Here is a 24,963-nt window from a genome sequence, read left to right as displayed (position 1 = left end):
AACTTAATGTCACGATTTTTTATTGATCGGCCCATATTTGCATGGGTACTTGCTATCGTTGTGATGCTGGCAGGTATCTTAGCAATTAGAAGTTTGCCGGTTGCGCAGTATCCATCAATTGCACCACCTGCAATTAGTATTCAAGCCACATACCCTGGTGCGTCGGCCCGTACTCTAGAAGATACGGTTACACAGGTTATTGAACAAAAAATGAAAGGGCTAGATGGCTTGCTCTACATGTCTTCAACCTCTGAGTCTAACGGCTCTGCGACATTAACCTTAACCTTTAGTGCAGATACAGACCCGGATATCGCACAGGTTCAAGTACAAAACAAATTGTCGCTTGCAACACCGTTATTACCAGAAGAAGTACAACGTCAGGGTGTCTCGGTTGCAAAATCGGCTCGTAACTTCTTAATGGTTGTAGGCTTTGTATCTGAAGACGGTAGTATGAACAACATCGATATCGGTGATTATGTTTCATCAAACGTGCTTGATATTATTTCGCGTGTAAACGGTGTAGGTGAAGTACAGCTGTTTGGCTCTCAATATGCAATGCGTATTTGGTTAGACCCAGCAAAGTTACTTAAATACTCGTTAACTCCTGCTGATATTAGTGCTGCAATCAGTGCTCAAAATGCGCAGGTGTCAGCAGGTCAATTAGGTGCGTTGCCAGCGGTGAGTGGTCAGCAATTAAATGCAACGGTAACTGCACAAAGCCGCTTACAAACACCTGAGCAATTTAGAAATATTTTTGTAAAAACCAATGCTGATGGTTCAGTTGTTCGTTTAAGTGACGTTGCTGATGTTGAATTAGGTGGTGAAAATTACGGTGTTGTTGCGCGTTTTAACGGCAAACCGGCATCAGGTTTAGGTGTTAAGCTTGCCAGTGGTGCTAATGCACTTGATACAGCAGATGGCGTAAAAGCCGCTCTTGCTGAACTTGAGCCTTTCTTCCCTGAAGGTTTAACAACGGTTGTTCCTTACGATACGACGCCATTCGTATCACTTTCAATTGAGAAAGTAGTAAGCACTCTAATCGAAGCTGTTGTGCTGGTGTTCTTGGTCATGTACTTATTCTTACAGAACTTCAGAGCAACACTTATTCCGACTATTGCAGTACCTGTTGTATTGCTTGGTACGTTTGCTATCTTGCAAGTGTTTGGCTTCTCAATTAATACCCTAACCATGTTTGCGATGGTACTTGCAATCGGTCTACTGGTAGATGATGCAATCGTCGTGGTTGAAAACGTTGAACGTGTTATGACTGAAGAGAACTTATCTCCTCTTGAAGCAACACGTAAATCAATGGATGAAATTAAAGGTGCCCTTGTTGGTATTGCGATGGTGCTTTCGGCAGTATTCGTGCCTATGGCGTTCTTCCCTGGCTCAACAGGGGTTATTTATCGCCAGTTCTCAATTACCTTGGTAACTGCGATGAGTTTATCAGTGTTGGTTGCATTGATTTTAACGCCAGCTTTATGTGCGACTATGCTAAAACCAAGTCATGTACATAACGATAAATCTTTATTTGGTCGTTTCTTCCTTGGCTTTAACCGAGGTTTTGACAGAACGAACTCGGGTACACAAGGTTTTGTGTCTCGCATGATCAAGCACAGTAAACGCTATTTACTTATTTACGGTTTAATCGTGGGTGGCATGGTGTTTATTTTCTCACAATTACCATCGGCATTCTTACCAGATGAAGACCAAGGTATTTTATTTAACCAAGTCAGCTTACCTGCCGGTGCGACAACAGAGCAAACGTTAAAAGTTGTTGAAAAGATGGAACATCACTTCTTAGAAGAACAATCAGAAGCGGTAAAATCTATCTTTACGGTAACAGGCTTTAGCTTTGCAGGTTCTGGTCAAAACGCGGCAATCGGCTTTGTGGGTTTAAAACACTGGGATGAGCGTCAACGCCCTGATCTAACCGTCGGTGCGGTTGCAGGTAAAGCCATGGGGTACTTCTCAACCATTAAAGAAGCATTCGTGTTTGCTTTCCCACCTCCTGCGGTTGTTGAGCTTGGTACTGCAAACGGTTTCACCTTGTTCTTACAAGATAGGGTTGGTCTAGGTCACGAAAAACTACTTGAAGCACGCAACATGTTTTTAGGTATGGCTGCACAAAACCCGGTGTTATCAGGTGTGCGCCCGAATGGTCAAGAAGATAAGCCAGAGCTTGAGCTTGATATTGATTTAGCAAAAGCCGAAGCATTAGGCCTAACGCAAGCAGATATCAATAATACGTTATCAACGGCTTGGGGTAGTAGCTATGTAAATGACTTTATTGACCGTGGTCGTGTGAAAAAAGTGTACTTACAAGGTACGCCAGAATCACGCATGGTGCCAGAAGACCTAGATGAGTGGTATGTACGTAACAATAATGGTGACATGGTGCCATTTACTGCCTTTGCTCATTCTTATTGGACTTATGGCTCACCGCGTCTTGAGCGTTATAACGGCTTCTCAGCGATGGAAATCCAAGGTGCTGCTGCTCCAGGCTACAGTACGGGTCAAGCGATGGCTGAAGTTGAGAAAATAGTTAAGAAGTTACCACCGGGTGTATCGTTCGAATGGACAGGTATTTCATATGAAGAACGTTTAAGTGGTGGTCAAGCGCCATTACTGTATGCACTTTCATTGTTGGTTGTATTCCTATGTTTAGCGGCGTTATATGAGAGCTGGTCAGTTCCTGCAGCGGTAATGCTTATTGTACCGCTTGGAGTCTTTGGTGCGTCGATTGCGTCATTTGTATTTAATTTATCTAACGATATTTATCTCCAAGTGGGTCTATTAACCACCATAGGTCTGGCATCAAAAAATGCCATCTTAATTGTAGAGTTTGCAATTCATAAAATGGATGAAGGTATGAAACTTGTCGATGCCGCGGTAGCAGCTATTCGCCTTCGTTTACGTCCAATCTTTATGACATCAATGGCATTTGTGTGTGGTGTACTACCACTGGCAATTGCATCAAGTGCAGGCTCAGGTGCACAAAACGCACTCGGTATTGCTGTTATTGGCGGTACGCTTGCGTCATCGACTATTGTGGTAATCTTTGTGCCGCTGTTCTTTGTACTGGTGCGCCGAGTATTCCCCGGCAAAACAAAATCAACTAATGAGGAGCAGGCATAATGAAAGCTAAACTTATCTCAGTGTCTGTTGCTGCACTTATGTTATCTGCCTGTAATATGGCGCCAGATATGGAGCAACGTGAATTACCTGTTGCTCAAAACTATGATATCCAAGGTACAGCGGGCGATATCAATGCGCTCAATTGGCAGTCATTTTTCAGTAATGCGCAACTTCAACAGTTGATTGCGCTAACGCTTGAAAACAACAAAGATATTAAAACTGCTGCACTGAATGTGCAGCAGGTTAGAGCAATGTATCAGATTGAAGATTCTGCACTTTACCCAAGCATTGATCTCAATGCATCGGGTACTCGTCAGCGTCTTCCAGCAGATTTATCTGGTACTGGTCAAGCTACTATCTCTGAAAACTATTCAGCAACTGTTGGCTTAACCGCTTATGAGATTGATCTTTGGGGCAAAGTCCGCAACCAATCAGAGCAAGCTTTGCAAAACCTGTATTCTGCAGAATACAGTTTAACCAGTGTACGCATTAGTTTGATTTCTGAATTAGTGAATGCATGGCTTAACTATGCGACTGACAAAGAGCTATTGGCTTTAGCAAACGAGACTTTAAAGTCTCAGCAGGAGTCTTTAGAGCTAACCCGTAAAACATTTGCTCTGGGTGCTGCCTCTCAGTTAACGCTATCGCAACTTGAAAGCACAGTAGCAACCGCGAAAGTTGATATCGCAAACTATCAGCGTTTATTAAAGCGCGATAAAAATGCTCTCGATTTTTTAGTGGGTAAAACCGTCACTGCGGATTTATTACCATCACAAAATATTGATGATGTACTGAGTTTACCGGATGTGCCAGTAGGGTTACCGTCAGAGCTTCTTACTCAGCGACCTGATATCAAAGCTGCAGAGCATGATTTATTGGCAGCCAATGCAAATATTGGTGTGGCAAAAGCGGCATTCTATCCAAGCATCAGTTTAACCGCGAATGCGGGTACAGCTTCTGCTGACTTGAGTAATCTTTTTGATTCAGGTTCAGGTACTTGGAGTTTTGTACCTTCAGTAAACTTGCCTATTTTTAATATGGGTCGTAATCAAGCTAATCTCGATGTTGCAAAAGCACAGCAAGAAATGGCAATAACCAGTTACGAGCAAACCATTCAACAGGCATTTAAAGAAGTCTCTGATGCCCTTGCTGACCGTGAAGGTTATATGCACCAGCTAGATGCCCTGAATGATTTGTACCAAAGTAATGAGCTATCTTTTACTTTATCGGATGCGCGTTTTCAAAAAGGCGCAGACAGCTACTTGCAAGTATTGGATGCACAACGAAATTGGTACAGTGCAGGACAACAGTTAATTTTGGGTAAGCAAGCGTATTTGGCGAGCCAAATTAATTTGTATAAAGCACTGGGCGGCGGCTGGAATGCACAAAGTACTGTGCAATAAATCAGCAAAAGCATAATTTATTTAAGGTTTTGCAGGATCTTAGTTGTTTTGACTCTCCTCTAAGATTAAGATCCTGTAAACCTTATTTAAATTAAAGTTAACCATAGTCAGTAAAGCTTGGAGAAACCATGACGCAAAAAACAAAAAGACACAATGACCCTGCGCTTGCCGAGGCAAGACGTAATCAAGTGCTTTGTGCCGCGGCAGATTGTTTTCGACGTAAAGGCTATCATGGCGCAGGAATGGCGGAAATCTCGAAGACTGCGGGTATGAGTGCTGGCCATATCTATAATTACTTCGCCAGTAAAGAAGCAATTATAGAATCGATTGTTGAACGTGATATGGAAGAAATGTTCTCAATCTTTAAAGAGTTTGCTGATAAACCCGGCGATCGTGTCACTGTTCTGCTAGATGGTCTTGACCGAGGCGTTGAGCGCCATACCGATTTGAGTCAAGGTGCGCTTGATTTAGAAATGCTTGCCGAGGCAGCACGTAATGAAAAAGTCGCTAACTTACTGCGTGAGTCAGATAGCCATGCCCGTGATTCAATGCGCGAATTATTAGTGGGTGAAAGAGGGCCGTTACAAGGAACGGCACTTGAAGAAGTGAATGCTCGTATTGAAGTGATGTTTTCTGTGATGGGGGGGCTTTTACTACGCAAAATGCTAAACCCAGATCTAGATATTAATGAATTACTTAAAGCACTTCGCCCAACAATGAAAACCTTGTTACTACCTTTTGAATAAAGCGCATCTACTAGCGCTTACTAAAGCTTTAGATAGTTACGAACTAAATTTAATGGCAATAAATCGATTTACAAAACGAAATTTTGCCTTAGTAGCATAGGGTTTTCATACCTATAAATCGACGTACTAATTAGGTGAATTGGTGTCAAATGATTGATTATTTTCACTTAACGTGAACACTCTACTAAAGTTTGCAATGTCAGCAATTGCCTTGTGATTAGCATCAACTTCAAACAACGCACTGTAGTTTATGGTGAATGCTTGTGTAGTAGGACAGGTTATTTGAACAGGCACGACAATATATGATTCATTAAAATGTGAGTCGATTTTTAAATCCCCCTCATTATGCAGCTTACAGCCTATGTCATTCTGATTCACAACCAAATGTTTAGCTAAGTATTTTAAAATACTCTCTTTTTGGCTCTTGATCTCTTGCCATGTAATTACATCATTTGTGTTAATGTCAAAAGGTATAACATGTTCTAAGTCAATAACAGCAACTTGCCATTGCCCTTTTAACACTAACTGCTCGTTTTCGGTTTTTGTTAAGTTAAGATACGCTGTACTTAATTGATGGGCGTTTATTTTAAAGCTACATGCTATTAAAAATAAAAGAGCCGCTGCTAAGATTTTCATGATAATTCCTTAATTGCTAGTGTTAGTGAGTGCTAAAAGTTTTTTATCACTGTCTAATTTAGCTTGTTGCCAGTTCATTTCTGCCCAGTATTTAGCTTTTACATTATTTTTATCTAATGTTAAGTAATACAAAGCTAAATCACTGGCATGATAGGTGTCTTGACGCCGTTCTCTTAGTATCACTCGCTTTCTCATTTTTTCTTGCCATTTATCTGATTGCTTCTCAATTTTTTCAGCTTGCGCTAGGCGTAATAATATAGCGTCTTCCAAGTTAGTATTTTCAGCAGTTAAACTTGCTAACGTTGATAATACTAGCAGGTGGTTTTTCTTTGCCATTTGAGCGTCAGCCCATAGAACAACTAAACTGACAGGGGCTGTTTTTAGGTCAAGGTTACTGAGGTAAGTTATCGTTTGTTCTGGATAGCCTAACCTATAGGCCATCTCGGCGAGCACATGACGCGTGTTTCTAGTCATTGACGATTCTTTTACAATGGTTTGTAAAGCTTGATAACTTTGCTCAAGTTCACCTGTTTGACTCTTAACATCGAGAGAGCAGGTAGAAATAGTTTCCAGTCCAACTAAACCAAATAATGATATACACTGTGCAAGTGCTTGTTCAAATCGACCTTTAACCATCAGTAAATTTGCTTTTAATAAAATAGCATTCGTATGATCAGGTTTGCGTGAGATAACTTCTGAAAGAATATTAATTGCTGCTTCAAACTCATGTTCTCTTTGTAGTAAGCGAGCATAAAAATAATGTATATCGGGATCTTCGGTTAGAGTAATTTGTTTTTCTAAATAGCTTTTTAACATACCTTGATTTGTTTCTGTTTGACCAACAAATTGGCTTTTATTAAATAAGGCGGTTAGTTGTTCTTTAGTGAATTCAGTTTCTTTCGGTTTGCTTGATAAGGCTATAACATCTTTATCATTGGGTATATAAGGATCCGCATGAGTGTAAGTGCTAAAAACGAAAGCTATGTATAAAAGATATTTCATGATTGCTCCAGAAATAGCCATCCGTGGCCAAGCTAAAAACTAATTTCCGTTTAATAGATCATCAAAATTTGCCTCAGAACCTGTATTAATAAATTCTCGACCATTCAATCGAAGAGGTTCATCATTTACATCTTGAATAAATGCGGCCCGACCAAGCGTTGCAAAGTCAACTTGTAAGGTCTCTATCGTGATACTTACTGTTGCTGTTACCTGACTATTCACACCATCACTGACTGCAAATTGAAAACTATCAGAACCGACAGTCTCTAGGTTTGGCGTATAAATATAGCTACCATCCGTATTTACATTTACAGTACCTAAACTTGGCTCACTCACTAAACTAAACGTTAACGTATCGCCATCAGGGTCTGAGCCTTCGAGCATGTCGTTAATAACGGTTTCAGTCTGAGTGGTTACCATTGCATCTTCTGCGCTAGGTGCTGAATTAACGACTTCAGTATCCATATTTTTCTTACTATCACTATCGTTACAAGCGACTAGTAAGCTAGACAATACAATGAGTGTGATACTTGAGAGTTGTAATTTACACATAATGACTCTCCTGTTTATTTAGAACCAGCAATTGGAGTAGCAAGGTATGGGAAACTGCTATCCATCATGCTTGCATCAAGAGGCGCACCATCTGTGAAAGGTACATTACCAACACTTGCATCATCTGATGTACATAAACCAAGATCAGTGTCTGTGCCATTAACAGGGATCGGATAACATAAACGGCCCATTACAACACGTAATGCGATATCAACTACATCATCACCAGGGCGACGGCCATTCGGAAAGCCAGCTAAATCATCACCTGCGACACCAAATGCTGATTGTTCATTTTGAGGTGTTGCGGCAATTGCTGTGTTTAAGCGCAGCATTTCAGATGGCGTTACTGTAGCAAGTTGATTTACACCAGGGAAACCCGTTAAAAATGCGGTGACTAAATCATTTCGTGGGAAGTTAGTCGGTGCCAATGTTTCAATATCTGTGCCCAACGTCGTATTAACAGCGTCTTTAAAGAGAATATTTAATAATTCAGGTAAAGAAGGGTGGGTAACATAGTCGGCAAATTGACCATCATCGGCAGGTGCTGAAGTAGAAAACGTGTCTTTATCTTTAAGGCCAATTACTAATTCGTTCACTAATGGGTTACCAAGACGCGAAACCTGCGTTAAAGCACCGCCATTTACCGAAGTTTTTGCAAATGCGGCATTAGGATTTAAAATGCGTGCTTGGGGCAAACTTGCCGTTGTCCAGCTACCAATTGTGCCATTCCCTTCACCTATTACACAGGCTTTTGGTACTTCTACAGCAATTGCAGTGACATTCTTCATAGCTAAGTCATCATTATCAGCTGTTTGTGTAATCCCGCCTGGGAATCCACCACCATCGCCTGCACCTGGCGCACTATCACCTTCAACAGGGACGTAATTAACTAAATCAAATGTTTTGCCTAGATTCACAACAAATGGGTCTTTTCTTTGACCTACAAACACTTTGCCCATGCCATCACATCCAGGCAGTGCGACACTATAAACAAATTGATTTGCGTACTCTTGGTATGAAGCCATTGAAGAGAATGTCTTATTACCAATGTAATCGAGAGGTTTATAAAAATCGTTGCTGCTATTGGCGGTGTTTGTCAGCATGCTTTTTGTGCCGGAACGTTGTGAGCCAGAAATTACACTCACAGTATATGACTCACTGAAATTAACGGCAGCATTATTGCCTGCTGAAACGCCACCAATATTTTTTAGAGGAACTGCGACTGTTCTTTGATTACCTTCGGGGCCGACGGTAAGAGCAACTCCCATATTGTTGTTCGGTAACATACTTTTAAAATTAAATGCGAATGTCATATCTTCAACAGCATCACCATCGTTATCAATATGGATGCTATAAGTCGCGTCTGGATCCATCGCAAAGTAGTTTGGTCCGCCATAGGCATCTTGCAAAGGAATATAATTGGCAATAAAGGTTACGTAGTCACCTCGACCTTCTTCGTAACTATTAAAAGCATAAAAGTCAGTCGAATCTAACGTTGGAAAGCGCGTAATATTAGGTGCTTCTCGGTGGCTAGATGCTTCAGAAATAGAAGTGAATAAGGTACTACATACTGCAATAGTGATTAGAGATGGTATTACTTTGTTCATGACTTTTTCCTTAGTTGTAAAATAAGTCATTGCTAGTAACGTACTGGCAATCTTATTGGATGCAAAAAAGTTAAAGTTTTTTAGAAAAAAGTAAAAAGCCGTGTTTAAACACGGCTTTTAATTTACAAAATAATGAGTTCTGTAGTGAAAAGTACCTCAGTTGGAGAGCCATTTGGCGAGCCTCCTAGAGGTTCTAAACTGATAGCGAGTAGCGAGATTTCTGTCGCATCAAACTCTATGTGTTTTGGTAATTCAAGTGTTCCCGATTTTGGAAGTAAACCTAAAGAAACCGGCGCATCTTTACCTTTTAAGATCATCCATAGCTCATAATCTTTATCAGTGCGCGGAACAAGTGCTGTTGCAGCTCGAATCGATAAGTTTTCATCTTTTACATCAATAAACCAAAGGGGTTGTTCAGCCTCATTTTTAAAAAGGGCTATTTGTTCTGATTTAACTTTCGTTATTTCCTGAGGTTGCCAAATAATTAAAGCTAACACTATACATGCAGCCGTAGCGATGAGTGACCAAGCTTGTAATATTGATGATTTAGATTTATTTGGCTTGCTTGTTATAGGTATTACCTGAGGATCGATCCTGCTAACAATTTTCTGCCAAACATGTTCATCTGGAGGCACAGATTCTATTGAACTTGCAAGGTTGTTCAAGTGTTGTTCCCACATCCAAGTTGCTTCACGTGCCCGCGTTGAAGTTAGCATTAACCGAGTGAATCTATCTCTTGCTGAACCACGTAATGTCCCCAGTACATATTCAGCCGCTAACATATCAATGAGTGTTTGATTTTCATAATTCATAGCGTTAAGCACCTTTGTAGTTGCTGTAAACCACGTCGGATCCAGCTTTTGACTGTTCCAAGCGGTGTCGCGATGTGGTCAACTAATTCGTGATGAGTCAAACCTCTATAGTATGCTAAATGAATAGCCTGTCTTTGCTGAGGATCAAGCTGTTCGATACAATCTACCAATTTGCTGTTGTCTTCATAATTAACATCAATAGGTAAATCATCTAAATGATCATTTTCATCAACAAGAGTTTGTTCCTTACGGACTTTGTGATGGCGAATCATATCTAGGCTTCGATATCTAACTATGCTGATCATCCAAGACATAACAGCGCCTTTAGATGATTGATATTCACTTGCGTTATGCCAAACTTTAACAAACGCATCTTGTAAAGCTTCCTCGGCGTGCGCTCGATTGCCAAGCATCTTAAGACTTATTGCGAAAAGTGTTGCGCTGGTCTTCTGATATAAGTGACCAAAAGCAATTTTATCGCCTTTAGCTGTAGCACTTAATAGGGTTAATAATTCATCGTTTTCCATAGATTTCCTTTGTTATTATTAATAACGATTAGCTGACAGTTTTAGATGCAATTCATTTATGTTTTTACAAAAAGAATGGTTTAATTTTGTAAAAGTAATTCTTTTCCATTAGTTAGCGTAGCAGGGTTGCAAGACAAGGCAAACTTACATGTGAATATTATGTAAACATGTGTAAGTTATTCATAAAGTAATGAAAAAATGTCCTAAACTAAATTGGTAAGCTTTTTAATAATTGCTAAGTTGCTGATTTTTCATAGTCTATAAAGCTATTTAAATGGCTTTATATGGAGTGAAATTTGCAAGGTATTGTGCAATTAGAATAACAAGGAGTGATTATGTGGGCAGCATTTAGTTACTTAGCATTAGCGATTGTATTTATAATTGCGGCTATTCGCGTAGAAACTGTGTATTTTGCACTGTTTTTTTATTGGACTGCACTGTCGTTACTATTAGTCAGTGGCGCATATTTTTTTAATATCGCGCGTATTTTTAGAAAACGCGAAAATGGCGTTATTCCTATTTATATTCGTTGGGCTTTTATCCCCTTTTTATTGGGTGCACAGCTTTACAATGCTTGGTCGCGTAAACACGATAAAGTACCGCCATTACAACAAATTAATGAGCATTTATTTTTAGCCTGTCGTTTATTTCCTTCCGATATAGACACTATGAAAGAAATGGGTATTACGGCTATTTTAGATGTAACTTGCGAGTTTGATGGCCTTGAATGGTCTTCTACGCAAGAGAATATTCGTTATTTAAATATCCCTGTTCTTGATCATAGCGTGCCAACACGCGCGCAACTACACCAAGCGATTAATTGGATTGACCATCAAGTAAAAGCTGATAGACGTGTGGTAGTCCATTGCGCTTTAGGGCGTGGCCGTTCTGTATTTGTGATGGCTGCTTACTTACTTAGCCAAAATAAAGATGCCGATGTACACCAAGTACTCGCACAAATTAAAGAAACTAGAGAAACTGCGAATTTAAACAAGCGCCAGCTGCGTCATCTAGTGCGCCGCCATCGTAGAGGTGACTTATTAATCAAAAATAAAGCTGTGCTCATTGCTAACCCTGTTTCTGGCACAAAACTGTGGGAAGCTAAACGTAAGCAAATTACATCTCGTTTGTCTGAGTATTACGATTTAACTGTTTACACCACTTCAGAGCAGGTAAATGGTACTGAGTTAGCCAAAGAAGCACTTGAATTGAACCCTGATGTAGTCATCGCCTGTGGTGGTGATGGTACAGTAACAGAGGTGGCAAGTGTACTTGTTAATACAGACTGTAAACTGGGGATTATTCCTTTAGGTACTGCAAATGCGCTCGCTCATGTGTTGATGGGTATACAATCGAAGCTTATTCCGGTAGAGCAGGCGTGTGAGCTTATTATTGAAGGGCAGGCGAGTCGGATAGATACCGCTGTGTGTAATGGCGAGCGTATGTTATTACTTGCAGGAATTGGTTTTGAACAAAAGATGATTGAAAAAGCCCATCGTGATGCTAAAAATGAGTCTGGGCAATTAGCTTATTTACAAGGGTTTTGGCAAGCATTAGGTGAGCATGAAGCGCAAGACTATATTGTTACTATTGATAATAACGATGAGCAAACAATCAATACCACCAGTTTAATCATCGCCAACGCCGCGCCATTTACTACTTTACTTGCTCAATCTGCAGGGCAGCCAGATCACCAAGATGGTTTACTTGATGTTAACTGGCTAACACCTAGTGCCGATTCTAAAGCGAGTACTTTAAGTATTGCGGAGTTAGTATTCTCGAGTATTACACAAACTAGTTTTGCTATTAACAGTCACCACACAAATGCTAAACGAGTAACAGTAAGCGCAGCAAAAGGGTTGAGCTATGTTATTGATGGTGAGGTGAAAACCGCAGATAAACTAGAGGTGGAGATATCACCGAAATCGCTTTCGGTGATTGTAGCAGCTGAAGATTAAGTGGTTACTTTTTGATGCTTTTCCATTGGAAAGTGCCATCATCAGCTAGGTCATTATTGATAAAGGTATCAATATATAACTGCTCTACTTTTTCTCGTGCCCAAGGGGTCTTTCGTAAAAATTTAAGACTCGACTTTACACTTGGGTCATTTTGAAAGCAGCGTACATCGACGTGCGCTGCCATACCTTCCCAACCAAGTTTTTCTTCAAGTTTAGTAACGATGTCGGCTAATTTAACGCCATGTAACGGATTATTTGGTTGATTGTCCATGATAAATCTTAGGTTATTTGCAACCGCGCAATAGTACCCTATCTGTGCGTTTTAATCTAATTGACGTGAATCGTTTTCGTTTGTTTAGGGTAAATAATCTCGCCATTAGCATTTAGTCTGAGCCACGCCAAATCACTGTTTGATAAATTAGGTTGTTTGGCGCTGCAAATTAAGGTCATCTCGCCAACGACAATATAGGCACCTTCGGTATAGCGTTTATTTTCATACCAACACACTTTTTCATTGTTTAACGCCTCTTGACCATCAAGCACGATTAATGGTTTTTCCTTAGCGTGCGCTTGATTTAGAAACCCTAAAGTAAACAAAGTACTTAACAGTAAAATTTTCTTTAACAAAATACGCCTCCCGTTGGGCAGATTTGTATAACTACACTAAGCTTATGACAAGGAATAAATAATAAAAAGGTGAACACATGCAATTTGATAAAAATATGATCGATGAACTAACCCTGCTTGCAAAATTTCCTCGTAACTCTCAAATGCAGGGAATTAAAATACACTCCGATGCAGAAAACTCAATTAAAGATGCAGCAAAACGGCTTTATGATAAAGGTATTACAGATAGTCCTGATGGGGGCTACTTAACCGACTTAGGGCTCGATTTAATCAACCATGTGAGTGTGATTAACTCAGCGCTAAGATAACAAATATAAAAGGCCCGAATTGTTCGGGCCTTTTACATTAATCATACTAACGCTTAAATCGCATCTGGCTGATTTTGTGGTGCAGCATCTATAAAGGCATCAAGCTTATTACATTGCTCATAAACAGCTGCAATTTTAGGGTAATTGGTCATATCAACCTTAAAGCGCAAGGCATTAAATACTTGCGGCACTAAGCACACATCTGCAAGCGTTGGTTTGTTGCCCACACAAAACGTGTTCGCTTCATCAAGTAGCTTTTCGATACTCTCAAAGCCAACTTCTACCCAATGCTTATACCAGGTTGTTTTTGCTTCTTCATCAACACCCAGATCGTTAGCCAAGTATTTTAATACGCGCAAATTATCGATAGGGTGGATATCGCACGCTACGGCATAACATAAATTACGGATCTGAGCTTTTTGCCATGCATCACCCGTTAAAAGAGGCGTTTCTGGATGAGTTTCTTCTAGCCACTCTAAAATAGCCAGCGATTGCGCAAGTACACCTTGCTCAGTTTCAAGTGCAGGCAATAACCCTTGAGGGTTCTTAGCTAGGTACTCGTCGCTTTGCTGTTCGGATTTTAATAAATTAACTGTCACCAACTCGTGATCAATGTTCTTTAAATTAAGCGCAATGCGTACTCGATATGCAGCTGATGAACGAAAATAGCTATAAAGTTTCATTATACGTCCTGTTTACCTGTGAAATGTTTTTTAATAGTGCGCCAACAGTCAGTGTAATTAGGCTGACGCTCTTTACCTTCAAGGGCATATTTAGTTGGTGAAATAACGTAACGCGATTCGAACATAAATGCCAAGGTGTTTTCGTAGCGTTGTGGTTCAAGTTTAGCATTTGATGCTTTTTCGAATACATCGGCTTCTGGACCATGTGGCGACATACAATTATGTAAGCTAGAACCACCTGGTACAAAGCCATGCTCTTTGGCATCGTAGACACCTTCGATTAGGCCCATAAACTCGCTCATGATATTACGGTGGTAATAAGGTGGACGGAATGTGTTTTCAGCCACCATCCAGCGTGGAGGGAAGATAGCAAAATCGATATTAGCGACACCTTCTGTACCCGATGGTGATGTTAATACAGTAAAGATTGATGGGTCTGGGTGATCGTAACTTACTGTATTCATAACATTGAATCTAGCAAGGTCATACTTGTAAGGTGCACTGTTACCCGTCCAAGCAACCACATCTAATGGCGAGTGGCCAATATCACAACGGAACATATTGCCGTTGAATTTAGCAACGAGTTCAAAATCACCTTCAATATCTTCGAAAGCCGCTACAGGGTAGTGGAAGTCACGGTCATTAGCATAGCCGTTGGCACCGACAGGACCGCGCTCTGGTAAAATATAGGTATGGCCATAGTTTTCACAGATATAGCCACGGGCTGTATCAGTAAGCAAATCAACTGCGAACTTAATGCCACGAGGAATTACGGCAATTTCGCCTGCACGAACGGTGAGTATCCCGCACTCGGTTCTAAGTAATAGCTCACCTTGTTGCGGCACGAATAACATTTCACCGTCAGCATTATAAAAGTAACGGTGTTGCATTGATTTATTAGCGACATAAATATGAATACCAATACCTGTTTGTGCATTGGCACTACCGTTGGCAGCCATAGTGACTAAACCATCTATAAAATCGGTTGGCTTCGTAGGAATGTCGATTGGATCCCAACGCAGCATCGTCGGTGGTGTTGGCACTTCGGTGATAGGAGCGGTGCGAATAAGGCCATTATCAATTGGTGTATAATCACCTTGTACTACTGATGGGCGAATGCGGTAAAACCAAGTGCGGCGATTATCAGCACGGGGCGCTGTAAATGCGGTTGTGCTGAACTGCTCAGCATATAAATCGTATTTAACTTTTTGTGGGCTGAATTGACCGATAGGTAATGCACCGGGTAATGCTTCGGTTTCAAATTCATTACCAAAGCCAGTCATATATTGTAATTCGTTATTCATCACTAGACTCCTGAAAGGTTTTAGGTAAGATACTCTCATGTGAGACTAAATTCAAACTACACTGAATTTACTTGTGTAAATATTCTTTGACAGTAGTGCAGCCATGACGACAGATAATCAAACAACGCTCGATTTAAAACAGTTCTTACCTTATTCACTAACTAATATTGCAATGCAAATGAGTGAGCAGTTTAGTGAGCTATATCAACAGCAGTTCGATTTAACCGTGCCACAATGGCGGATAATTGCGAATTTAGCGCAATATGGTGAGCGCACTGCCAAAGAATTATGTGATATGGCACGAATGGATAAATCAACGGTGTCTCGTGCAGTAAAGTCGCTATTGACCAGAAACCTTATAATAGCCAAAGAAAACCCTAAGGATAAACGCGCAAGTTTGTTATCGCTTTCCGTTGAGGGGAACCGTCTTCATGAACAAATTGTGCCATTAGCAAATGAGTGGCAAGCAGGTTTAGTGAGTGACCTAGATAGCCAAGAACTTAAACAATTTATAAGCACTCTTAGTAAGCTTTCCAATCACTTAAATAAAAATGTTTAAATCTGTAATCAAGGCTTTATAGCAATTGATTTAGACAATCGATACATATATGATAATGGCTATCATTTACAATTAGAAACTTGGATGTCCCCCCTATGAAATTAGCGTTAAACACCGTTAAAACACTAGGTCTTAGCCTAGTATTAGCATCTACTTTTATTGCCCAACCTGTATTGGCAAATGGCCCAATTGGTGAGCACGTTAATCATCTAAAAGAAAATTTAAAAGATTACTCAGAAGACGTTGAGTGGATGGTCGGTAAAGTTGACACCATGGTTACCGATTATGAAACAAAAGGCGCAAAAGCAGTTAAAAGCGATGATTTAATTGAATACTGGGAATCAGTAAAGTTTCACAGTGCGATTGAAACGAATTATGTGCCGGTTTATGCATCAATCTGGCAAGGCATTTATGGTATCAAAATGGCTATTGATGACAAAAAACCAGCAAGCGAACTACGTAAGCACCAAAAGGCCTTAAATGCTGCCTTGTGGCAGGGTCTTGGAGCTGTTAAACTTGCTGCTGACTTCCAGCAAAAAGGCTTATTAAAAGCTGTAAAAGCAACTGCTTCTGAAACAATGACGCAAAGCGCTACTATCGATGAGATCAAACATAAATTAGACCGTGTTGTTGCAAAATACGCAGAACGTTTAAGCGATGAAGCAACGCAAATTGTACACGATACTTACCTTCACTTATTTGAAGGTGTTGAAGGTACACTTATCGAAAAAGATGCGAAGTTAGTAGAAGTACTCGAAAAAGATTTTAACGTAACCCTGCCTAAAGCTATTTCTGATAAAGGGTCTGTTGACCAAGTCCGTGCAGTGGTTGTTGATATGCAAGAAAAACTAGATCGCGCTAAGGTGTTACTAGAAGAAGCCGAAAAAGCACGTAAGGATGTATTTTAGTGAAGCGTAGGACCTTTATTCAAGGCCTGGCTGCGTTTGGGGTAGTAGGCGCAATGCCGCTACCTCTTTCTCGTGCCTTTGCAGCCTCTGCTGCAAGCCCAATTTCAGTGAAAGACTTACCAGCCCTAGAGGGTGACCTAACTTTATATTTAGGCCGTGGTGAAGGTGGTTTGTACGAAAACGTACTGCAATCAATCCAAAAGAAAAACCCAAAACTTAATTTATCTATTCGCCGTGGCCCAACTGCTGCACTTGCCAACATGATAGTGGCAGAAGCGAAAGCGGGTGTTAAACGTGCTGATCTATTTTGGGCCGTTGACTCTGGTGCGATTGGCTTAGTCACAGATGCAGGTTTAGCTAAACCGCTACCATCTGACTTAGAGGCGCAGTTACAACCGCAGTTTCGTTATCCGGGCTGGGCACCTGTGACAGGTCGTATTCGTACATTGCCTTATAACACTAAGCGCCTAAGTAAAGATCAGATCCCAGATAGCATAATGGCCATTGCTGATAGCGATTTATCTATTGGTTGGGCACCGGCTTATGCTTCTTTCCAATCATTTGTCACGGCAATGCGTATTCTTGAAGGTGAAGATAAAACCGCTAAATGGCTTAAGAAAGTTCAAAAACGTTCGAAAACCTATGCAGGCGAGCTTGGCGTAGTGATGGCTGTTGAGCGTGGTGAAGTGGATATCGGTTTTGCAAACCATTATTACACGTTACGTCTTAAGTCAGGTAAACCTGATGCTAATCTTGATCTAGCATTCACCAATCAAGATGCCGGTTGTTTAGTTAATGCATCAGGTGTGTTATCACTGACAGACAACCCAAATGCAATGAACTTTATGCGCTACTTACTAAGTTCTGAAGTACAAAGTTACTTAGCACGTGAAGCGTACGAAATTCCATTGATCCAGGGCATTGAACAGCCTGCTGGGTTACCAGCATTAACGGATGTGTCACCGCCGAAAATCGATTTAACTCAATTGGCAGATTTAAGGCCAACACTTGACCTTATGCGCAGTAGCGGTATTTTATAATGCGCATACCTGCTTCTTATCCCATGGCGCTGCTTGCAGCGCTTTTGGCGTTAGTGCCAGTTTATATTCTGATCACCTTAGCCAGTGATGCGACGGCTGTTTTTGATAGTCATAATTTAAAAATTCTTGGTAACACTTTATCACTTATGGTGTTAACTGTTTTAGGCTCTATTTTAATTGGCGTGCCTCTGGCGTTTATTAGTGCCTATGTTCAACTTCCTTTTAAAAAGCTTTGGCTTGTTTTGTTTGCAGCGCCACTTGCTATTCCAAGTTATATTGGCGCGTTTACTTTATATGCAGCATTTGGCCCCGGTGGTGAGATAAATCAGCTGCTAGGCTTTGAAACCCCGCCTATGTATGGCTTAACGGGGGCAGCCATTGTAATGACGCTATACACATTTCCGTTTGTGATGCTAACTACGCGTTCGTCTTTACTTAGTCTCGATGCCAGCATGGTAAACGCGGCTCGCACTTTAGGCATGTCGATGCCGATGAGTGTGTTTAAAGTCATATTACCGCGCGTAATAAACGGTATTGCGGCGGGCTCATTACTGGTTGCACTTTATACCCTATCAGATTTTGGTACACCGGCGATGATGCGCTTAGATACCTTTACTCGGGTAATCTATGTTGAATATAACGCCTTTGGCTTAAGTCGTGCAGCGATGTTGTCGCTTCAATTAATGGTAATAGTAGGCTTTTTACTGTTCATCGAATCACAAATTAAAACGGCTTCAGAGCGCCACGGTAGACCGCTAATGTTATTTCCATCTAACGGACAAAAGTTAGCCATGCTGGTGACTTTTCTACCTGTTTTATTATTGGCTATTTGTTTTCCGTTAGCCATTTTTACCCTTTGGCTTGCCCGTGATGGTGTTGCTGATTTTGATTTCAGCATTGCGTGGAACTCAGCTTATGCATCTGGCATTGCGGCTATTGTCGCTGTTGTGGTTGCTGTGCCTGTAGCGCATGCTGCCTTAAGCGGTAAAGTAGGGCGCATTATGGAACGGGTTACTTATTTCGGATTTGGTATTCCAGGTATCGTAATGGGTACTGCACTTGTTTATGGTGGCCTGCAATTACCGCTTTTATACCAAACTCTGGCATTATTAGTGATTGCCTATGTGCTGCGCTTTTTACCGTTGGCAGTGGGATCTGTGCGAACCAGCACAGAACACTTAGATTCGAGTTTAATTAAATCAGCACGCGTATTAGGCGCAAGCCCTCGTGAAGCATTTATGCGTATTACCTTGCCTTTAACACTGCGCGGTATCATTGCTGGTGCAGCCTTGGTATTTTTAGAATCAATGCGAGAGCTTGAAGCAACATTGTTACTCGGCCCAACAGGATTTGAAACCCTATCAACCTATTTGTGGCGAGTTTATGAAGCCGGTTATTTCGGTCGCGCTGCCATTCCTGGGCTCCTGTTAGTAGTGATATCAGCATGTGGCTTAGCTATAATGCTCTCAGGTGAAAAGCGCAGTCAATTAGAACATTAAGGATCAGTTTAATGCTATCAGTTAGTAAGCTGTCTATCGATTATGGTAGCAATCGTGTGGTAAGTGAACTTAACTTATCACTTGGGGAAAGTGAGATCCTCATGCTAGTTGGTCCAACTGGCTGTGGTAAAAGTACAATTTTACAAGCGTTAGCAGGGCTTATTCCTATCAGCGAAGGCGAAATTAACTTAGGCTCATGGCGGGCAACACCCAAATTAAAAGTGCCACCAGAAAAGCGTAAAGTAGGGATGGTATTTCAAGACTTTGCGTTATTCCCGCATTTAACAGTACAGCAAAATATTTGCTTTAGATTAACCGATACTTCAAAAGCAGATCACTGGATTAAGTTACTGGGTCTTGAAGCTTTTCGTGATAAAAAGCCCGCTACTTTATCGGGTGGTCAAAAGCAGCGTGTAGCACTTGCCCGTACATTGGCTCACGAACCTGACTTTGTATTGCTTGACGAACCGTTATCAAACCTTGATGCAGCTTTAAAAGATACCCTTCGTTGGGATATTCGTAATGCATTAAAAGATGCGGGTGTACCTGCAATTTGGGTAACCCATGACCAAGAGGAAGCCTTATCTGTCGGTGACCGAGTTGGCGTACTTAAAGAAGGGATTATTCAGCAAATCGATACCCCTGAACGCTGCTTTAGCTTACCAAGCAATCGCTTTGTTGCGCGTTTCTTAGGTGAAGCAAGTTTCATTGCCGGTAACTGTGAAGGTGATATTGCCACCACTGATTTAGGTAATGCCCCAGCTATTAAGGTTGATCATGAAACCGCGAAGGTTGATGTATTACTTCGCCCTGATGATATTAATCTTATTCAAAATGCTGATACCAGTAATGGTAAAGTGACATGGGTCCGTTACGAAGGTGGCAGCCGCTTATGCGCTGTTAAACTGGCATGTGATACTGTGGTGACAAGCCGTGTTAGCCATGAAGTGATGGTACGCCCAGGTGATGCAGTGCATGTTTCTATCAATACAACACATCCACTTGCGGTTTACGCAGCTTAAATAGACATAACTGTGCAGGTCTCATTGGCCTGCATTTACATATCAGTGTAGGTCGGGCTTTAGCCCGTCATCATTCAGTGTTTAAACATTTGTCGCCATAAATGACGACCTACATAACAATCTTAGATCGAGTTAAACATCAGCCCTCAGACGCGATATAAAATCTGCTACATATAAATGCATTAATTTGTTACTTCAAGCTTTAATCTTGGTACTGGCTTATTTTGCTCTTGTATCTCGTATCTCATTTCTACAACCATTCCCGGCTAAAGCCAGTCCTACGAAAGGATTTATCAGGTATTAGGTTCTAGGTTTTATGTAGAAAGGCGCGATGTAAAATCGCTGATACTTAGCAACTCGCTAACTTTACTCTTGCCAACTTTCCCCCAAACGTAAAAAGCCCGCCAGTAGGGGCGGGCTTTTGCTTTATAACAAGGTTAACTTGTTATTAGAATGTGTAACGTACACCTACACGCATTTCCCAAACTGATGCACCGCTTTGAGTTGCAGTTTTACCATTGTTAGGGCTGAAGTCAGAGTATACGTAACGACCTTGGTCATCGATTGATGTTTTGATCATACGGTTACCAACGAAGTTACCTTTCTTAAGTACGCCCCAGTCATCGTTTAACATGTTAGTTAAGTTATCGATAACGAAGAATACTTCACCTTTGTGACCAGGCATGAAACCAGGTAACTCTTGAGTCATCTTGAAGTTAACTTTAGTGAACCAATCAGCATTTTGGCTGTTACGGCCAACGATTTCACCGCGTTCAAGGCCTTGAGCTGAAATCCACTGGTTAAACTCAGTTACTTCTTCAGGTGTCATGTCGTAAACAACGTTAGGGTCATTTACTTCAGGGATATACATTAGCTGACGGCTGCGGTTAGAGTTGCTATCACCCCAAACACCGTCACTACCGTTATATGTATAGCTGTAAGGTAGACCTTTGAACGTTTCGCTGAATAAGTTGAAACGTGTGCTGTAGCCATCAAACAACTCAGTTGTATAACCTAATGTCATTGTGAAGCGATGAGGGATCTCGTAATCAGATGTGTGTGCACCTGGGTTAGTCGGATCGTATGTCGCCATGTTACCGTAGTTTGAACTCGCTACAGAGCTAGTCATTGGGTTTACATCTGTTGAGTCAGTGTAAGCATAAGCAAGTTGTACGCTAATACCGTTATCAAAACGCTTACTCATTGCAGCAGAAATGATGTGAGACTCACCGCTATCACCACTTACGTTAGTCAGCAGTAAGTCACCGCTACGACCTTCGATAGACTCAAGAATTGGACGACCGTCAAATGTAGTTCTGCCTGAATCTTGTAATGCGATGTCTTGTAAAATTGCAGCATCTTTACGCTTAGTGAATAAGTAATCTAGAGAGAAAACGTATTCATCTTCAGTTGTGTATGTTGCACCTACTGAGTATTTCCACTCTGATGGCATTTCAAAGTCTGGGTCAACAGCATTTACTGATGAATCACCTGCACCAATTGTCGTATTAGCAACTTCATCAAACATATCTTGTGGCACTTCGTAACCTGGAGTACCACCGTTTACTGTTGGTGTATTGAATAAATCAATATCTTCACGGTAAGTACCAATGTTCGTGATACCGTCGTTTGAGTATGAGTTAGATAACCAAACGTTCGGGTTACCACCAGAGAATAGGCCTACACCTGCACGTACTTCTAATGCATCTGTTGCATACCATTCAAAACCTACACGTGGTTGAATTAAATCGATGCCGTCAAATGTTGCTTGGTTGCTGAAACCGTAGCGGTTAGTGAAGTTTTCATTGTAGTTTGGTTTGTCGTCACTTGTGTATTTGTCGTAACGAAGACCAAATGTTAACGTCGCATCTAAATCTGTGAAGCTGTACTCATCTTGCACATAGAAAGTATGTTGTGCATATGAGAAGCTTGCAGCAGCATCAGTTGGGTTGTTTGTACCCGCAGCATTGTTGTAGTAGATACGTGCAGCTTGACCAGCTTCAAAATCATCTACAGAATCAAAACGCCACTCACCTTGAGTGTGCTGTACGAATTGGTTAAATACGTCTAGCTTTTCGTACTCATAACCACCTGTGATCGTGTGTTGATCAAGATAGTATGTACCTGCAAGTTTTACAGTCGTTGTTTCGTAGTCTAGGTCATTTGATTGACGAGAGTCATCAGGACCGATATAGATAGTACCACCGCCAGCAGCATCAATTTGCATTTCACCAAAGCCGCTCGCTGCATCTAAAGATTGTACTGTTGCATCTAGCTCAGATTTACCAATACGAACTTCAGTTGAGAAGCTATCTGACCAATCTGAGTAAATTGAACCGATGATTGATGTAAACTCAGCACCTTGCTTGAAGAAGTGATTATCTAAAGCTACTGTATCGCTGTATGCATCTGATTGAGATAGCGTGAAAGCGTCATTGTAGTTATAGATTAAGTTTGCACGGTGATCGTCATTGATGTTCCAGTCTAACTTAATTAAGATTTTTTCATCTTCTACTGGAGCACTAGATGGCATGCCACCTGCGTCATAACCGTATACGTCTTGTGCGATTTGCTGTACACGAGCAACGTCTGCAGCTGAAACGCTACCTGTGTTTAAACCGCCGTACTCATATTGTTTAACGCCTTCAACTTTTTCGTATGATGTGAATAAGAAAAGGTTATCTTTGATTAGTGGTAAACCAACGTTGAAGCCGTAACGTTTTTCAGTGTAATCACCGTTGTCGTAGTCTTCACCTTCGATTTTATCGCCTTTCATTGAATCATTTGTGTAATCGAAGAAAACACCACCGTGTACTTCGTTACCACCAGATTTAGTAACTGCGTTGATGTTACATGATGTGAAACCGCCATATTGAACATCAAATGGTGCTAACTCAACTGCAACTTGCTCGATTGAGTCGAAAGAGAAAGGAGCACCGATAGTTGGGTAACCATTTGAGCTTAAACCGAAGTTATCGTTCATACGAACGCCGTCAAGCGTTAAGCTGTTAAAACGTGGGTTACCACCACCACAGTTGATTGAACCGCGGCTATCATCGATAGTTACACGTGGGTCGATACGGATGATATCTTTTAAATCACGGTTGATAGCTGGTTGGTTTTCTAAATCTTCAAGAGTGAACGTTGCAGCAGGACCTGTACCACCAGACATACGGCTGATAGGGCGACCAGTAACTACGATTTGTTCTACATCAGATTGTCTCTCTAACGTAACATTAACTGGGTAGTCAGCACCCACTTGTAGGTTAATGTTGTTGAATGTTTGATCTGCGAATACGTCAGAATCTACAACAACGCGGTAAGGACCACCTACACGTAGGCCTTTTGCTGTGAAGTAACCCGCATCGTTCGTTTCAGTTTCTTTAGTTGAACCTGAAGGTAAGTGAACGATAGTGATCTTAGTGCCAGCAGCAGGGTTGCCGCTAGGACCTTTGATTTGACCCTTGATAGCAGATGTTGTTTCATTTGCTAACGCTGCACCACTCACACCAACACATGCTGCAATAGCAAGTGATAGAGCTGTTTTGCGGAGTTGGATTTTCATTATGTTATTTCCCGTGTTAGAGGTTATGTTTCATTTATAGTTTGCTGTCAGTTGGCATCTTAAGTGCCTTTACTAACGGTTTTGCTGATTTATCAAATAACGTATTTAATAAACCAGCCAATCTTATACCGCCTTGCTGTAGGCGAGTTTTCACAATTGGTAAGTTTTTGTAGATATAACTATAACTTACGTTTGTTTCATTTTCGTTATACAGTGAATTTGCAATATTATTTGATTCGACTAACCAATCGCTAGGTGAACTGGCAAGATAGTCCGTGATTAACGCTTGATTTGTTGTATTTATAAATTGCGCAAACTCAGTATAGGACAAATTTTCATTTTCAATGAGTTTTGTGTCCCATAGGCTATGTAAATTGGTATCTTGACCGAAGAATGTGACAGAAATATTGTTGCCACCACGATCTTCACCGCGTCCGGCATGAAAAGGTTGGTGGCTGTCACCAACTAGATGAACTAAAAAACGCAGTGCGAACTGTTTTTCAGCTAGTGAGGCTTTCTGGTTTTGTAAAACTGAGATTGAGTATTCCATGCCTTCAAGGATATCTGACACGGTTTCTTTATTATGATGGGCATCTGAATCGTAATGGGGTTTAGCATCGCCTTCTTTAAAGTTAATGTAATGCCAGCGCGAAGATTTCTTTTGCCAGAAATTTTCTGGAGCAGAACGCATTTCATCAGCCCACGTTGCAACTTGTGGTAGTGAGTCACCATCCAGTAGAGGAACTAATGCTAGTTTGGTGGTGTCTGTAATATGCTTAGATGCAATTTCACCAACAATACGATGACCATTTTGACCCCATGCATTTGCAGGGGTGCTTAACACTGCTGAAATAACTGGTGTTGATAACAGCAACATTTTTATTGTTTTTTGTAACATTGACTCAGTGTCCAAAATGAATGTGCAATGAAGCACGATTTCTTGTGACATATTTTCCTGAATTTAAAATCAAATAGAAAGGACTCAATAAGATTCATAATTTCTTGTTCATATATGTTATTTATCAATAGCTTAAATTATTCAGGTAAAATTACTTGTTGTAATAAGT

At 41.0% G+C, this 24,963-nt stretch carries 22 protein-coding genes; 10 read left to right on the top strand and 12 right to left on the bottom strand.

Annotated elements, in window-relative coordinates; genetic code table 11:
• Positions 1–6: 6 nt before the first annotated feature.
• From CWC02_RS07210 to CWC02_RS07200, 3 genes are all read left to right on the top strand, one after another.
• The gene (locus CWC02_RS07210) at positions 7–3,138 is read left to right on the top strand and encodes an efflux RND transporter permease subunit (RefSeq protein ID WP_054552175.1); all 3,132 of its coding nucleotides are present in this window, start codon (positions 7–9) and stop codon (positions 3,136–3,138) included.
• On the top strand, positions 3,138–4,541 hold the full coding sequence (locus tag CWC02_RS07205; protein WP_138617323.1) for an efflux transporter outer membrane subunit: 1,404 nt from the start codon (positions 3,138–3,140) through the stop codon (positions 4,539–4,541). Before CWC02_RS07210 ends, CWC02_RS07205 begins: the two co-directional genes overlap by 1 nt.
• Positions 4,542–4,669: 128 nt before the next feature.
• Positions 4,670–5,287: a TetR/AcrR family transcriptional regulator gene (locus tag CWC02_RS07200; protein ID WP_054552177.1), complete on the top strand. Its 618-nt coding sequence runs from the start codon at positions 4,670–4,672 to the stop codon at positions 5,285–5,287.
• A gap of 126 nt (positions 5,288–5,413) precedes the next feature.
• Here CWC02_RS07200 and CWC02_RS07195 read toward each other — a convergent pair whose 3' ends face one another.
• The 6 genes from CWC02_RS07195 to CWC02_RS07170 form a co-directional block, all read right to left on the bottom strand.
• Positions 5,414–5,923, bottom strand: coding sequence for a hypothetical protein (locus CWC02_RS07195; protein ID WP_054552178.1), 510 nt, complete (start codon positions 5,921–5,923; stop codon positions 5,414–5,416).
• A gap of 9 nt (positions 5,924–5,932) precedes the next feature.
• Positions 5,933–6,925 carry a tetratricopeptide repeat protein gene (locus tag CWC02_RS07190; RefSeq protein ID WP_138617321.1) on the bottom strand — a complete coding sequence of 331 codons (993 nt, stop codon included), beginning with the start codon at positions 6,923–6,925 and terminating at the stop codon, positions 5,933–5,935.
• Positions 6,926–6,964: 39 nt separating this feature from the next.
• Positions 6,965–7,477, bottom strand: a complete 513-nt coding sequence (locus CWC02_RS07185; RefSeq protein ID WP_138617319.1) for an Ig-like domain-containing protein — start codon at positions 7,475–7,477, stop codon at positions 6,965–6,967.
• Between the two features lie 14 nt (positions 7,478–7,491).
• Complete coding sequence (locus tag CWC02_RS07180) at positions 7,492–9,084, bottom strand: DUF4331 domain-containing protein (RefSeq protein WP_138617317.1); 1,593 nt, start codon at positions 9,082–9,084, stop codon at positions 7,492–7,494.
• 122 nt (positions 9,085–9,206) lie between these two features.
• Positions 9,207–9,896: an anti-sigma factor gene (locus CWC02_RS07175; RefSeq protein ID WP_054552182.1), complete on the bottom strand. Its 690-nt coding sequence runs from the start codon at positions 9,894–9,896 to the stop codon at positions 9,207–9,209.
• Complete coding sequence (locus tag CWC02_RS07170) at positions 9,893–10,423, bottom strand: sigma-70 family RNA polymerase sigma factor (protein ID WP_138599809.1); 531 nt, start codon at positions 10,421–10,423, stop codon at positions 9,893–9,895. The genes CWC02_RS07175 and CWC02_RS07170 overlap by 4 nt, the downstream gene beginning before the upstream one ends.
• Positions 10,424–10,758: 335 nt before the next feature.
• Here CWC02_RS07170 and CWC02_RS07165 point away from each other — a divergent pair, with 335 nt between their 5' ends.
• The gene (locus CWC02_RS07165; RefSeq protein WP_138617315.1) at positions 10,759–12,381 is read left to right on the top strand and encodes a diacylglycerol kinase family protein; all 1,623 of its coding nucleotides are present in this window, start codon (positions 10,759–10,761) and stop codon (positions 12,379–12,381) included.
• 4 nt (positions 12,382–12,385) lie between these two features.
• On the opposite strand, the gene CWC02_RS07160 is transcribed toward CWC02_RS07165, so the two are convergent.
• Positions 12,386–12,652 (bottom strand): VF530 family protein, encoded by a 267-nt coding sequence (locus CWC02_RS07160; RefSeq protein WP_054552185.1) that lies wholly within the window; start codon positions 12,650–12,652, stop codon positions 12,386–12,388.
• 56 nt (positions 12,653–12,708) lie between these two features.
• A complete protein-coding gene (locus CWC02_RS07155) occupies positions 12,709–13,008 on the bottom strand; it encodes a DUF1496 domain-containing protein (protein WP_171043823.1) in 300 nt (99 codons plus the stop codon).
• Between the two features lie 77 nt (positions 13,009–13,085).
• Here CWC02_RS07155 and CWC02_RS07150 point away from each other — a divergent pair, with 77 nt between their 5' ends.
• Positions 13,086–13,316 carry a TIGR02647 family protein gene (locus tag CWC02_RS07150; RefSeq protein WP_054552187.1) on the top strand — a complete coding sequence of 77 codons (231 nt, stop codon included), beginning with the start codon at positions 13,086–13,088 and terminating at the stop codon, positions 13,314–13,316.
• 53 nt (positions 13,317–13,369) lie between these two features.
• Here the strand turns inward: CWC02_RS07150 and maiA are convergent, their stop codons facing one another.
• Together maiA and hmgA are read right to left on the bottom strand one after the other, a co-directional pair.
• Positions 13,370–13,999: a maleylacetoacetate isomerase gene (maiA, locus tag CWC02_RS07145; RefSeq protein WP_138617312.1), complete on the bottom strand. Its 630-nt coding sequence runs from the start codon at positions 13,997–13,999 to the stop codon at positions 13,370–13,372.
• Complete coding sequence (gene hmgA / locus CWC02_RS07140; protein ID WP_138617310.1) at positions 13,999–15,303, bottom strand: homogentisate 1,2-dioxygenase; 1,305 nt, start codon at positions 15,301–15,303, stop codon at positions 13,999–14,001. The genes maiA and hmgA overlap by 1 nt, the downstream gene beginning before the upstream one ends.
• Positions 15,304–15,406: 103 nt before the next feature.
• On the opposite strand from hmgA, the gene CWC02_RS07135 reads away from it, so the two are divergent.
• From CWC02_RS07135 to CWC02_RS07115, 5 genes are all read left to right on the top strand, one after another.
• The gene (locus CWC02_RS07135; RefSeq protein ID WP_138617308.1) at positions 15,407–15,862 is read left to right on the top strand and encodes a MarR family winged helix-turn-helix transcriptional regulator; all 456 of its coding nucleotides are present in this window, start codon (positions 15,407–15,409) and stop codon (positions 15,860–15,862) included.
• A gap of 95 nt (positions 15,863–15,957) precedes the next feature.
• On the top strand, positions 15,958–16,770 hold the full coding sequence (locus CWC02_RS07130; protein WP_138617306.1) for a hypothetical protein: 813 nt from the start codon (positions 15,958–15,960) through the stop codon (positions 16,768–16,770).
• A complete protein-coding gene (locus CWC02_RS07125) occupies positions 16,770–17,810 on the top strand; it encodes an extracellular solute-binding protein (RefSeq protein ID WP_138617304.1) in 1,041 nt (346 codons plus the stop codon). The genes CWC02_RS07130 and CWC02_RS07125 overlap by 1 nt, the downstream gene beginning before the upstream one ends.
• Positions 17,810–19,309 (top strand): ABC transporter permease, encoded by a 1,500-nt coding sequence (locus tag CWC02_RS07120; RefSeq protein WP_138617302.1) that lies wholly within the window; start codon positions 17,810–17,812, stop codon positions 19,307–19,309. Before CWC02_RS07125 ends, CWC02_RS07120 begins: the two co-directional genes overlap by 1 nt.
• Positions 19,310–19,320: 11 nt before the next feature.
• On the top strand, positions 19,321–20,331 hold the full coding sequence (locus CWC02_RS07115) for an ABC transporter ATP-binding protein (RefSeq protein ID WP_138617300.1): 1,011 nt from the start codon (positions 19,321–19,323) through the stop codon (positions 20,329–20,331).
• 448 nt (positions 20,332–20,779) lie between these two features.
• On the opposite strand, the gene CWC02_RS07110 is transcribed toward CWC02_RS07115, so the two are convergent.
• Together CWC02_RS07110 and CWC02_RS07105 are read right to left on the bottom strand one after the other, a co-directional pair.
• Positions 20,780–23,896 (bottom strand): TonB-dependent receptor, encoded by a 3,117-nt coding sequence (locus CWC02_RS07110; RefSeq protein WP_138617298.1) that lies wholly within the window; start codon positions 23,894–23,896, stop codon positions 20,780–20,782.
• A gap of 34 nt (positions 23,897–23,930) precedes the next feature.
• Positions 23,931–24,794, bottom strand: coding sequence for a S1/P1 nuclease (locus CWC02_RS07105; protein ID WP_138617477.1), 864 nt, complete (start codon positions 24,792–24,794; stop codon positions 23,931–23,933).
• Positions 24,795–24,963 lie beyond the last annotated feature (169 nt).

Origin of the sequence: Pseudoalteromonas sp. S2721 (assembly GCF_005887425.1) — a bacterium.
Classification (GTDB): domain Bacteria; phylum Pseudomonadota; class Gammaproteobacteria; order Enterobacterales; family Alteromonadaceae; genus Pseudoalteromonas; species Pseudoalteromonas simplex.
This window is presented reverse-complemented; position numbering and strand designations above follow the sequence as displayed.